The sequence below is a fragment of the Solimonas variicoloris DSM 15731 genome (genome assembly GCF_000382285.1).
Classification (GTDB): Bacteria; Pseudomonadota; Gammaproteobacteria; order Nevskiales; family Nevskiaceae; genus Solimonas; species Solimonas variicoloris.
Genome location: NZ_KB907935.1, coordinates 1 through 11,909, shown reverse-complemented (window position 1 = coordinate 11,909; position 11,909 = coordinate 1). Strand labels below are relative to the sequence as shown.

The 11,909-nt window shown below is 66.6% G+C and carries 10 protein-coding genes; 5 read left to right on the top strand and 5 right to left on the bottom strand.

From position 1 onward, the window contains the following. Positions 1 to 9: 9 nt before the first annotated feature. Genes sdhD through H149_RS0112710 form a run of 3 tightly spaced genes read right to left on the bottom strand, consistent with a single transcriptional unit; the run spans position 10 to position 1,088 of the window. On the bottom strand, positions 10 to 405 hold the full coding sequence (sdhD, locus tag H149_RS0112720; protein WP_020650143.1) for a succinate dehydrogenase, hydrophobic membrane anchor protein: 396 nt from the start codon (positions 403 to 405) through the stop codon (positions 10 to 12). 8 nt (positions 406 to 413) lie between these two features. Continuing rightward, positions 414 to 815: a succinate dehydrogenase, cytochrome b556 subunit gene (sdhC, locus tag H149_RS0112715; protein ID WP_026353137.1), complete on the bottom strand. Its 402-nt coding sequence runs from the start codon at positions 813 to 815 to the stop codon at positions 414 to 416. A 57-nt stretch (positions 816 to 872) separates the two neighbouring features. Next, the gene (locus H149_RS0112710; protein ID WP_211213596.1) at positions 873 to 1,088 is read right to left on the bottom strand and encodes a DUF1674 domain-containing protein; all 216 of its coding nucleotides are present in this window, start codon (positions 1,086 to 1,088) and stop codon (positions 873 to 875) included. 111 nt (positions 1,089 to 1,199) lie between these two features. Between H149_RS0112710 and ygfZ the strand changes: the two genes are divergently transcribed. Beyond that, entirely contained in the window at positions 1,200 to 2,117 is a 918-nt protein-coding gene (gene ygfZ / locus H149_RS20880; RefSeq protein ID WP_020650140.1) for a CAF17-like 4Fe-4S cluster assembly/insertion protein YgfZ, read from the top strand. 143 nt (positions 2,118 to 2,260) lie between these two features. Next, positions 2,261 to 3,790 carry a trypsin-like serine peptidase gene (locus H149_RS0112700; RefSeq protein WP_020650139.1) on the top strand — a complete coding sequence of 510 codons (1,530 nt, stop codon included), beginning with the start codon at positions 2,261 to 2,263 and terminating at the stop codon, positions 3,788 to 3,790. A 21-nt stretch (positions 3,791 to 3,811) separates the two neighbouring features. On the opposite strand, the gene H149_RS0112695 is transcribed toward H149_RS0112700, so the two are convergent. Next, entirely contained in the window at positions 3,812 to 5,404 is a 1,593-nt protein-coding gene (locus tag H149_RS0112695; protein ID WP_039748969.1) for a peptide MFS transporter, read from the bottom strand. A gap of 188 nt (positions 5,405 to 5,592) precedes the next feature. Between H149_RS0112695 and H149_RS0112690 the strand changes: the two genes are divergently transcribed. The 3 genes from H149_RS0112690 (at position 5,593) to H149_RS23250 (ending at position 11,696) form a co-directional block, all read left to right on the top strand. Further along, entirely contained in the window at positions 5,593 to 7,674 is a 2,082-nt protein-coding gene (locus H149_RS0112690; RefSeq protein ID WP_039748948.1) for an alpha/beta hydrolase family protein, read from the top strand. Between the two features lie 56 nt (positions 7,675 to 7,730). Next, a complete protein-coding gene (locus tag H149_RS0112685) occupies positions 7,731 to 9,449 on the top strand; it encodes a M28 family metallopeptidase (protein ID WP_020650136.1) in 1,719 nt (572 codons plus the stop codon). 171 nt (positions 9,450 to 9,620) lie between these two features. After that, positions 9,621 to 11,696 carry a hypothetical protein gene (locus H149_RS23250; RefSeq protein WP_154654792.1) on the top strand — a complete coding sequence of 692 codons (2,076 nt, stop codon included), beginning with the start codon at positions 9,621 to 9,623 and terminating at the stop codon, positions 11,694 to 11,696. On the opposite strand, the gene H149_RS0112675 is transcribed toward H149_RS23250, so the two are convergent. Then, positions 11,657 to 11,909: integrase core domain-containing protein (locus H149_RS0112675; protein WP_020650134.1), on the bottom strand; the 253-nt coding region annotated here is incomplete at its 5' end. The genes H149_RS23250 and H149_RS0112675 overlap by 40 nt on opposite strands.

Here is an 11,909-nt window from a genome sequence, read left to right as displayed (position 1 = left end):
CCCGATGCGTTAACCGAGCGCGACCTTGAGCACGGCAAAGATGCCGGCGGCCGCGACGATCGCGTGGAGGAATTTGGAGGCGAGCAGCAGCGTCAGACGCGCCGAGCCGGTGGAGTAATCGAGGATCACTTCCTCGACGCCGAGCACCGAGTGATACAGCGCAGTGGCGAGGAACAGCACCAGCGCCACGGCGACCGACGGCGCCGACACCCAGTGCTGCACGGCATAGAAATCGGCCGGGCCGCTGGCGAGGCAGGCGACCGAGAACACGAACCACAGCGACAGCGGGATCAGGGCCAGCGCGGAAACGCGTAGGACCCAGAAATGATGGACGCCGTCCTTCGCCGCGCCGAGGCCGCGGGCGCGCGAAAGCGGAGAGCGCAGATCCTTGGAAGTCTTAGCCATGGCAGTCCTCAGGCGAGATACGCAACCGCCCAGGCGGCCGCTGTCAGAACGATGGAAACGACGACGACCGCATAGCCGGAGCGCTCGGCGGTCTTCAGATCGAAGCCCATGCCGACGTCCCAGAACAGATGGCGGATGCCGTTGCACAGGTGGTACATCAGCGCCCAGGTCCAGGCGAACAGCAGGATCTGGCCGTACCAGGCCTTGATGTGCGGAGCGACGGCCTCGTAGGTGGCCGGGCCGGCAGCCAGCGCGATCAGCCACAGCGCGACGAGCGCCGTGCCCAGCGCCAGTCCCACGCCGGTGATGCGGTGGCCGAAGCTCAGCAGCGAGGTCCACTGGAAGCGGTAGTACTGCCCCAGCATGAACGGCGACAAGGGGCGACTTTGCGCGGGTTTTTTCGTAGTCATTCCGGCTCCCATGGGGACGTGATTTGCGACGGATTCAACAGCGGTATGCGACGAGGCTCAGAAGTCGATGCAGCGCCCGTTTTTTTCCCAGTCGCCGTATCGGGTCGGTTCGGGCCCGTCGCGGCGTCCGCCGATCTCGCGGACCTGGCCCGAAGCCGGCGGCGCTGCTGCCCCCCGGTCCGGCGCTGCCTCGGCCGGCGCTTGCCGCAACAGATCCGCCAGCGCGATCGGTTCCGCGCTGGCGGCGGAAACGGGCTGGGAATCGTCGGGCATGGAAGACATCAGGCGGTCAAATGCGTTATGTGCATCCGAAGATGCGAGCGATGCATCCATAATAGTGTGACAAATTTCCGCCCGATCCCGCAACGAAGCGGCCGCCGACCGATGAATCTGCTGATCACCGATACCCGCGAACTCGCCTGGCTGCGCGTCTCCGGCGCCGACGCCGAGACCTTCCTGCAGGGCCAGCTCAGCAACGACGTGCGCCGGCTGAGCGCCGGACAGGCCCAGTTGTCGAGCTACAACAGCCCCAAGGGCCGCATGCTGGCGGTGCTGCATCTCGTGCGCAGCGGCGACGACATCCTCATCGAACTGCCGCGCGCGATCGCCGACGCGACGCTGGCGCGCCTGAAGATGTTCGTGCTGCGCGCCAAGGTCGCGATCGCGCCGGCCGACGATCTCGACGCGCTGGCGCTGATCGGCGACGACGCGCCGGCGATGATGCCGTTCTTCAAGCTGCCGGTGCCCGCGGCACCGCTGCAATGCCTGCGCGATGAAGCGCGCGGCCTGACCGTCGTGCGCCGCCTCGGCCGGCTGACGCGCTTTACGGTGCTCGGCCCGCGCGAGGCGATCGCCGCGCTGCGCGCGCAGATCCCGGAAGCGATGCGCGAACCGGAAGGCCTGCTCTGGCGCCGCGCCGACATCGACTGCGGCATCCCCGTCGTGCTGCCGGAAACGCGCGATCACTTCGTCGCGCAAATGGCCAATCTCGACCTGCTCGGCGGCATCAGCTTCGACAAGGGCTGCTATACCGGCCAGGAAATCGTCGCCCGTCTGCACTACCTCGGCCAGCTCAAGCGACGCCTGTTCACGGCGCGGATCGACGGCCCGGCGCCGGCGCCGGGCACGGCCGTGCACGCCGCGGGTGAGACGCAGGCCGTCGGCGAGATCGTCGACGCGGTGCCGGCCGGCGACGGCGCCGTCGCCAGCCTCGTGCTGCAGCTCGGCGCGCTCGAGGCAGCGCTGCGCGTCGGCGAGACGGGCGCTTCGCTGACGCTCACCAGCGCGGCGCCGGCCGCGTAAGCCGGCCGACGCCGCACGCCGCAACCGCCGGTCGGCGCGCGTGTGCCGCGCCTGGCGCGTGGCGCACATCACAAATCGCAACATCCCGGCCACGGCGACACCTTACAGTAGCGCCCATTCCCAAATCGTCGAGGAGACGCACGATGCGCCTGATGGCCCTTGCCCTGTTGTCGCTGGTTCTGCCGGCCGCCGCGTGGGCGTACACGCCGGACGTCGGCGACCTGTCGGCCGTGCCGCGCGTGCAGCTCGACGCCAGCACCCTCAAGGCGGCGGTCACGCAAGCCAAGGGCCAGCCGCTGAAGTTCGCGGTCGGCAGCGCCCTGTCGGCAACGACCGCGACCGGCGCCTGGGACGAGCCGGAAGCCGGCATCGCGCGCTGGCGCCTGCGCATCGCCTCGAGCGGCGCGAAGTCGCTGAGCCTGCAGCTCGAAGACCTCAGGCTGCCGGCCGACGCCGCGCTGTACTTCTACACCGCCGGCGGCGACGACGTGCAGGGCCCGTATCGCGCCGCCGACGGCAGCCGCCTGGTCACGCCGATCGCGCGCGGCGACGAGGCCGTGCTCGAAGTGCGCATGCCGAGCAGCGAGAAATCGGCATTCGGCCTGCGCGTCGCGCGCGCCTTCCACGCCTATCGCGAACTCAGCGCCAAGAGTTTTTCGAGCACGAGCGGATCATCGGGAGCCTGCGAGAAGGACGTCGCCTGCTCCACCGGCGACAATTATCCGGACCAGATCCGCTCGACCGTGCTGCTGACGATCGTCAACGCCGGCGACACCTATCTGTGCTCTGGATCGCTCGTCAACAACCCGGCACAAGACGATCGCGCGCTGGTGCTGACGGCGCACCACTGCGAAATCACCTCCGCCAACGTCACGCAGGCGATCGCCTACTTCAACGTCGAGCGCTCAGGCTGTGGAACGGGGACCGCCGGCCCGGTGAACCAGAACATCCACGGCAAGACGCTGCTCGCCGACGCGGGCGGCAGCACGGTTACCGATTACTCGCTGTTCGAACTCAACACCACCTTGCGCACGCCGGCGGACTACGGGGCGTATTACGCGGGATGGGAAGTCAGCAGCTCGGCCCCGACTTCCGGCGCGGTGATCCACCACCCGTCCGGCGACGACAAGAAGATCAGCCTCTACACGCGGGCGGCGACCGCGCAGAACGGCATCTGCATCGGCAGCACCAACAATTGCAGCGACGGCTTCCGCGTCGACAGCTGGGAGGTCTACTGGGCGACCGGCACGACCGAGGGCGGTTCGTCCGGCTCCGGTCTGCTGAACCAGCACAAGCGCATCGTCGGCACCCTGTCCGGCGGCGCCGGCGCCTGCTCGGGTCTGCAGAACAACGGCGATCCGGATTACTTCGCCCGCCTCGACAAGGCCTGGACCGCGACCAGCACCACCGGCACCACGCTCAAGGCCGCGCTCGCTGGCGGCAGCGGCTGCACGAGCCTCGACGGCAAGAATCCGGGCGCGGCGAGCGCCATCGACTGCAACGGCGCGACGACTGGCGGTACCACGACCGGCGGCATGACGACGGGTGGCACGACGACGGGTGGCACCACGACCGGCGGCACCACGGGCTCCGACAGCGAGGGCGGTGGCGGCGCGCTCGGCCTGCTGCTCGCACCGCTGGCGTTCGCCGCGTTGTGGCGGCGCCGGCGCTGACGCACGCGCCGCGCGCACACCTTACTTCACGCCGTGCATGCCGCGCCTGAGCAGCGGCACGAGCGCGAGCACGACGAGGCCCGCGCAGATACCGATCTGCGCCGACCACACGAACAGCGCGTCGTATTTGGCCAGCGCGTCGGCGACCACGAGCGTGCCGTCTTCCGGCAGCTCGAGCGCCGACAGCTTGCCAAGTGCGGCGGCCAGCACTTCCGAATAGGCGGTGCCGAGCCACCACGCGCCCATCATCACGCCGACCACGCTGGCGACCGACAGCTCCGTCACCGCGGCGAGCCCGATCGGCGACAGCAGCATCTCGCCGAGCTCCAGCACGAAGTACGCGAACACGAAGCACCACAGCGCGGTCAGGCCATTGGCCTGCGGATGCCGCGCGCTCCAGACCAGCACGACGAACGAGAGTCCGGCCAGCATCAGGCCCAGCGCCGATTTCGCCGGCTTACCCGGATTGAGGCCGCGCCGGTCGAGCCAGGGCCATAGCCACGCGAACAGCGGCGCCAGCGCGAGGATGAACAGCGAGCCGAGCGAGGTCAGCTGCTCGGCGCTCCATTCATGACGCCAGCCGAGCAGCACGGTCTCACGGTTCATCACGCGGTCCGAGAACAGCACCCAGGATCCGTAGGTCTGCTCGTAGAGCGTGAAGAACACCAGGCAGCAGCCGATCAGCACCAGCAGCACGAGCATCTGCTGACGCTGCACGCGGTTGCAGCGCACGACGAGGAACCAGGCGATCCAGGCCAGCAGCGCGAGTGCGATCGCGTGCATGCCCCACAGCACCGCGCTCATCGCCGGCAGTCCGGGCACGACGAGCATCAGCGAGTGGCGCTGGATCAGCTGCCAGCCGGCGATGACGCCAGCGAAGGTCGCCAGATAGATCCACCCTTCGCGCGACACGCCGGCCGCCAGGCGCTCGCGCAGCCGCGCCGGCTGCGGCGGTTCGGCGCGGCCATGCAGATAGCGCTGGCCGAAAGTGAAGCTGGCGAGACCGAACAGCATGCCGATGCCGGCGGCGCCGAAGCCGTAACCCCAGCCGTAGCGATCGGCGAGCCAGCCGCAGAGCAGGCCGGAGAACAGGCCGCCGACGTTGATGCCGGCGTAGTAGATCGAGAAGCCCGCTTCGCGGCGCGGGTCCTGCTCGTCGTAGAGACGGCCGACCAGCGTCGAGACGTTGGCCTTGAGAAAGCCGACGCCGACGATGATCAGCGCCAGCGCGAAATAGAAAACCTGCAGCGCCGCCTCGTCGCGCACGATCGCACCGTCGACGACGCGCGCCGGATGGCCTTCGACTGCCATTGCGAAATGGCCGAGGCACAGCAGCACACCGCCGAGCAGGATGCTCTTGCGCATGCCGAGCCAGCGGTCGGCGACCATGCCGCCGAAGACCGGCGCCGCGTAGACGAGCCCGCCGTAGGCGCCGATCAGGTTGTAGCCGTGATCGTCGCTGAAGCGGTGGTACTTGATGAAGTACAGCAGCAGCAGCGCCTTCATGCCGTAGAACGAAAAGCGCTCCCACATCTCGGTGAGAAAGCAGACGTAGAGGCCTTTCGGATGGCCGAGGAAATCACCGTCGGCAACGGAGCGGGCGCTGCGGGTCATGTCGGCATGGTGCGGATCGGCCATCGCCGCAGTGTAGTCAGCGGCCCGACCGCTGCGCGAGCGCGAGGCGCGATCGCGGTCCCGCCGCTGGGGTGATTCCCTCAGTGCGACGGCAGCGCGAGCGTTTACCATCGCAGCTTGTTTCAGGCGGCGCCGGCTGCGCGGGCGCCGCCCTACCTGGAGATTTCATGACCCGATTGCTCGCCGGCGCGCTGCTCGCCACGATGTCGCTTTCCGCCCTCAGCGCCACCCCCATGTCCGACAAATCCAAGGGTCAGCCGATCACGGCGCGCGACCTCGTCATGCTCGACCGCGTCTCCGATCCGCGCCTGTCGCCGGACGGCAAGCAGCTGCTCTACGCACTGCGCACGACCGACTACGACGCCAACAAGGGCGTCACGCAGATCTGGCTGCAGGATCTCGGCACGCGGCAGTCGCGGCCGCTGACGTCGGGCAAGGGCTCCAACGTCAGCGCGCGCTGGTCGGCCGACGGACAGTCGGTGTACTTCCTGTCGGCGCGCGGCGGCAGCCAGCAGATCTGGCGCCTGCCGATGGCGGGCGGCGAAGCGCTGCCGGTCAGCGAGCTGCCGCTCGACGTCGGCAGCTTCGTGCTGTCGCCGGACGGCCGGCGCATCGTGTTCTCGGTCGAGGTCTTCACCGACTGCAAGGGTGACCTCGCCTGCAGCAAGAAGAAGTTCGACGAGCTCGCCGCGCGCAAGAGCACCGGCACCACCTACGACCGCCTGTTCATCCGGCACTGGGATACCTGGTCCAACGGCAGCCGCTCGCAGCTGTTCAGCGCCGTGCTCGGCGCCGACGGCAAGCTCGGCGCGCCGGTGCTGCTGAGCCAGGACATCGACGGCGACGTGCCGAGCAAGCCGTTCGGCGACGACACCGAATACACGATCTCGCCGGACGGCAAGACCGTGGTCTTCACCGCGCGCATCGCCGGCAAGACCGAAGCCTGGAGCACCAATCTCGATCTGTGGCAGGTGCCGGCCGACGGCTCCGCCAAACCGCGCAACCTGACCGCCGCCAACGAAGCGACCGACACCGTGCCGGTGTTCTCGCCGGACGGCCGCAGCCTCGCCTACCTGGCGATGAAGCGCCCGACCTTCGAGGCCGACCGCTACGGCATCATGCTGCGCGATCTGGCGACCGGCGCGGTGCGCGAAGTCGCGCCGGGCTGGGACCGCTCCGCCAGCGGCATCGTCTTCTCGGCCGACGGCAAGACGATCTACACGCACGCCGACGATCTCGGCCAGCACCGCATCTTCGCGATCGACGTCGTCAGCGGCGCGGCGCAGGCGCTGACCGGCGACGGCCACGTCGGCGGCTTCGACCTCGTCGGGCGCACGCTGGTCTACGCCCTCGACAACCTCAACGCGCCGGCCGACTTCTACCTCGCCGACCTCGCCGCGCCGGCCCAGGCGACGCGCCTCACGCAGGTCAACGCCGAGCGTCTGAAGAACGTCCGCTTCGGCGCCTTCGAGCAGTTCAAGTTCGCCGGCTGGAACGACGAACCCGTCTACGGCTACGTGATGAAGCCGTGGAACTACGTCAAGGGCAAGAAGTACCCGGTCACCTTCATCGTCCACGGCGGCCCGCAGGGCAGCATGGGCAACGACTGGCACTACCGCTGGAACCCGGCTGTCTACGCCGGCATGGGCTACGCGGTGGTGTTCATCGACTTCCACGGCTCGACCGGCTACGGCCAGGCCTTCACCGATTCGATCTCGAAGGACTGGGGCGGCAAGCCGCTCGAAGATCTCCAGAAGGGCTGGGCGCACGCGCTCAAGCACTACGACTTTCTCGACGGCGACAAGGCCGCGGCGCTCGGCGCCAGCTACGGCGGCTTCATGATGAACTGGATCGCCGGCAACTGGCCGGACGCGTTCAAGGCCATCGTCAACCACGACGGCGTGTTCGACGCGCGCATGATGTACTACGCCACCGAGGAGCTGTGGTTCGACGAGTGGGAGCACGGCAAGCCGCAGTACGAAGACCCGCAGGCCTACGAGCGCTTCAATCCGGCGAACTACGTGAAGAACTGGAAGACGCCGATGCTGGTGATCCACAGCGAGAAGGACTTCCGCATCCCGGTCGAACAGGGCATCGCCGCGTTCACGGCGCTGCAGCGCCGCGGCGTGCCGTCCGAACTGCTGGTGTTCCCGGACGAGAATCACTGGGTGCTCAAGCCGCACAACAGCGTGCAGTGGCACGACACCGTGCAGGCTTGGCTGAAGCGCTGGATCGGCGGCGGCGAATGAGCCACCGCGCGCGATCCCACTTCGACGTTCCCGGCTTGCATCCACGGAGCAAAGCGATGATGAAGCAGCTGCTGATCGGCGTCGGCGCCGCCGCGCTCGCGGCCTGCGCGACGCCGCCATCCGAGGTCGCGCCTGCGCCGGCAGCGGCGCCGGCGCCCGCGCCGATCGACCCGGTCGCACAGGCCGGCCAGGCAATCACCGGCGATCTGATCCTCGACCACATCAAGGTGCTGGCCTCCGACGCGTTCGAAGGCCGCCTGCCGGGCAGCGTCGGCGAAGACAAGACCGTCGCCTACCTCACGGCGCAGTTCAAGGCGCTGGGCCTCGCGCCGGGCAATCCGGACGGCCGCTACGTGCAGAACGTGCCGATGGTCGGCATCAGCGGCACGCCGACGATGCAGCTGAAGGTCAGCGGCAAGTCGATCAAGCTCGAACCCAAGCACGACTTCGTCGCCGCCACGCAGCGCTTCGTCCCGGAAGTGAAGGTGAAGGACTCCGATATCGTGTTCGTCGGCTACGGCGTGCAGGCGCCGGAGTACGGCTGGGACGACTACAAGGGGCTCGACGTGCGGGGCAAGACCCTCGTCATGCTGATCAACGATCCGGCGGTGCCGGACCCGAACGATCCGTCAAAGCTCGATGCCCGCTACTTCAAGGGCCGGGCGATGACGTACTACGGGCGCTGGACTTACAAGTACGAGATCGCCTCCACCCTCGGCGCGGCGGCGGCGATCATCGTCCACGAGACGATTCCGGCCGCGTATCCGTGGGAAGTGGTCGAGCACAGCTGGGGCGGCGAACAGTTCAGCCTCGCCGCCGCCGACAAGAACATGAGCCGCGTGCCGGTGCAGTCGTGGATCACGCTCGACAAGGCGCATGAGCTCTTCAGCGCCGCCGGCTACGATTTCGACGCGCTGAAAAAAGCAGCACTGTCGCGCGACTTCAAGCCGGTCGCGCTGAAGGCCAAGGCCAGCTTCACGATCCGCAACAAGGTGCGCGAAGTGCAGTCGCACAATGTCGTCGCCGTGCTGCCCGGCAGCGATCCGCAGCTGAAGAACGAATACATCGTCTACACCGCACACTGGGATCACCTCGGCCGCGACGACTCGCTGCCCGATCCGATCTTCAACGGCGCCGCCGACAACGCCTCCGGCACCGCCGGCCTGCTGGCGATCGCCAAGGGCTACACGGCGCTGCCGCAGGCGCCGAAGCGCTCCGTGCTGTTCGCCGCCGTCACCGCCGAGGAACAGGGCTTGCTCGGCGCCCAGTACTACGCGGCGCATCCGCTCTATCCGCTGACGCAGACGCTGGCCGACTTCAACATGGACGTGCTCAACACACTCGGCCCGACGAAGGACATCCAGATCATCGGCACCGGCCAGAACACGCTCGAGGGCACCTTCACGGCGATCGCAGCGAAGCACGGCCGTGTCGTGGTGCCGGACACCGACACGCCGAAGGGCTTCTACTACCGCTCCGACCAGTTCGAGTTCGCCAAGCGCGGCGTGCCGGCGCTCTATCCGAAGGCGGGCGAACAGGTGATCGGCAAGCCGGACGGCTACGGCGCCGCGAGGCGCGCCGTGTACACGGCGAACGACTATCACAAACCATCCGACGAAGTGAAACCGGACTGGGACTTGTCCGGCGGCGCCGAGGATGCACGGCTGCTGTTCGAAACCGGCTACGCCGTCGCCAACGGCACGACCTGGCCGACGTGGAAGGACGGCTCGGAATTCAAGGCGATTCGCGAGGCGCAGCTGAAAGCCGCACCGTAGATCACCCTCGCCGCGCTAGATGACGCCCCGCGCGAACCTGGTTCCGCGGGGCGTCTTTATTTTCATGACCCGCGAAGCCAAGGAGCACTGCGTCACAAACTCACCGCCAGCTGTACAGTCAGTGCGAAGTTCCGTGGCGTAGATTCAACCCCGAGAACAGGGGGTTCAATCATGCTCAAGACACTCGCCGCCCGCACCATGGGCCATCTCCTTACGTCCCTTTTGCTGCTCATGGCAGCTACCGCGTGGGCGCCCTCCGTGTCGGCCGTCTGCCCCAGCTGCGACCCTGAGGACGGCGGCGGCGGAAGCGGCGGCGGATCCACAACATCCGATGACGGCGTTAGTCCGGAGTCGCTCTACGAGCAGAGGATGAAGGCCGGAGGAACGCTCCAGCCATTGAGCGACACTCCCTTCGGCGAGCAGATAGATCTCTATTCGGGCGGAATCACATTCGAGCAAACTGACGTTTCATTGCCCGGCGTTGGCCCGGCTGTCGCTGTTACGCGTTCGTTCTCGCCGGGGAGGTGGGTGAACAAAAACGATGTTCAGTGGCGTAAGCGCAACGGCGAATTCGGCGACTGGGTGCTGGAGCTTCCCCGCATCACAACCATGATGGGAAGCGCCGCGTGGAACCCTGGCGCTCGATGCTCGCAGATGGCCATGCCGGACAGCTCGGCATACATACAGAATTGGTACGGCGGTGGGCCATTAGGGTTCTCCACTGAATGGTGGTGGAACGGATATAACCTCGTCGTACCGGGAAAAGGCGCGCAGCAACTGCTGAAGCGCGCCGCCTCGAACACGCTCGCGCCCACGGGGCTAGGGACTGGTCTTCCGACCGGCTTTCCGCTCGTCACCAAACAGCACTGGATGATCGCTTGCCTGCCTTCAACTTCCAACGGGCAGCCGGGCGAGGGCTTCTTGGTCGTTGATCCCAGCGGGACGAAATACTGGATGGACTGGCTCGTGTTCAAGGCCAAGCCAAGCATCATCTATGCGCGGATGACGGCTACCGCCTCCAGACCCGGCTATACCTGGAGCCTTCCGCAGTATGAAGCCTCGATGCTTCCGAGCCGCATCGAAGACCGCTTCGGAAACTACGTCACCTACTCCTATAGCGGGGCCAAACTAACGGCGATTAGCTCCAGCGACGGACGTGCACTCAGCGTCGAATGGCGCTCCGATGCTGACCTTATCTCCAAGATCACCGCTCAACCTTCGAGCGGCGCACCCCGGGCATGGACATATCAGTACCAAAACCCCACCCAAAGCACCGCCCCAGTGCGGCTAAGCTCACTGACTCAGCCGGACTCACGCCAATGGATCTTCAATCTTGAAAATGTCGCGGCTGCCTACCCCGAGGATCGCAACGATCTTCCTTTCCCCGAGTGCAAGGACGTAGGGGGCAACTACGTTAACGGTGGTGCCGTCACCATTACCCATCCATCTGGTGTCGTCGGCACATTCCAGATTTCATCCCAGACACACGGCAAATCGTACGTGCCGTTGCATTGCGTCAGCGCGATCCCAGCGACAGGGGGGAAGTGGGCACTCTCTCCTGCCGCTTCCAGAACACCGACACTGCTTTCGCGTTCTCTGGCGGGTCCATCGTTGCCCGCGCAAACCTGGACTTATCAGTACTCCGCGCCCAACGCGAGTTTTGCGGTGGATTGCTCGACAACAACGTGCCCGACGGCGATTTGGACGAAAGTCACCGAACCCGATTCCAGCTCGACCACCTACACCTTCAGCAACCGCTGGGGCATCACAGAGGGACAGCTGCTCAGCTCCGCTGTCTCGGCCGCTGACGCAACGACGATGCGGAGCGCGAATCAGCTGTACAACAGTCCGAGCGCCGGCCCCTACCCTGCGCAGATCGGCACGTTGTTCACGACAACCCTCAATACCGATCTGCTCACCAAGCTCGCACCGCTGAATCAACGCACCGTCCAACAAGACGGCGACACGTATACGTGGCAAGCACTAGCGTTCGACCGCTACGGCAACGCCGTGCAGACCAAGCGCTTCAACAGCATCCCAGGCCAGACGCCTGTCCAGGAGCAGGTCACGCTCGCCAATGACGACGCCTACAACCAGGCGAAATGGGTACTGGGCCAAGTCAAACAGAAGGTCAATCAGACCCTGGGACAGACGGTCTATTCGACGACCTACAACGCCAACGGCCTGCCTCAGCGTAAGCTTCCCCGTCAAGGCGACAGTTCAAACCCAGAGCTTCTGGCGGCTTGAGCGTACTCGATCGGCGTGAGATCGCCGAGCGAGTCATGGGGTCTTTGCTCGTTGTATTCCAGCATCCACCAGTAGACCGCTTCGCGGACGTCGTCGAGCCTGGAAAAGAGGTGCTGGTCCAGCAGTTCGTTGCGCAGCGTGCGGTTGAAGCGTTCGATGTAGGCGTTCTGGTTGGGCTTTCCGGGCTGGATGTACTGGATCGCCATGCCGGCC

Excerpts from the sequence above, each read along its gene's own strand:
- H149_RS0112700 (WP_020650139.1), top strand. The coding sequence starts at position 2,261 with ATGCGCCTGATGGCCCTTGCCCTGTTGTCGCTGGTTCTGCCGGCCGCC.
- sdhC (WP_026353137.1), bottom strand. The coding sequence starts at position 815 with ATGACTACGAAAAAACCCGCGCAAAGTCGCCCCTTGTCGCCGTTCATG.
- sdhD (WP_020650143.1), bottom strand. The coding sequence starts at position 405 with ATGGCTAAGACTTCCAAGGATCTGCGCTCTCCGCTTTCGCGCGCCCGC.
- H149_RS23250 (WP_154654792.1), top strand. The coding sequence starts at position 9,621 with ATGCTCAAGACACTCGCCGCCCGCACCATGGGCCATCTCCTTACGTCC.
- ygfZ (WP_020650140.1), top strand. The coding sequence starts at position 1,200 with ATGAATCTGCTGATCACCGATACCCGCGAACTCGCCTGGCTGCGCGTC.
- H149_RS0112710 (WP_211213596.1), bottom strand. The coding sequence starts at position 1,088 with ATGCCCGACGATTCCCAGCCCGTTTCCGCCGCCAGCGCGGAACCGATC.
- H149_RS0112695 (WP_039748969.1), bottom strand. The coding sequence starts at position 5,404 with ATGACCCGCAGCGCCCGCTCCGTTGCCGACGGTGATTTCCTCGGCCAT.
- H149_RS0112690 (WP_039748948.1), top strand. The coding sequence starts at position 5,593 with ATGACCCGATTGCTCGCCGGCGCGCTGCTCGCCACGATGTCGCTTTCC.
- H149_RS0112685 (WP_020650136.1), top strand. The coding sequence starts at position 7,731 with ATGATGAAGCAGCTGCTGATCGGCGTCGGCGCCGCCGCGCTCGCGGCC.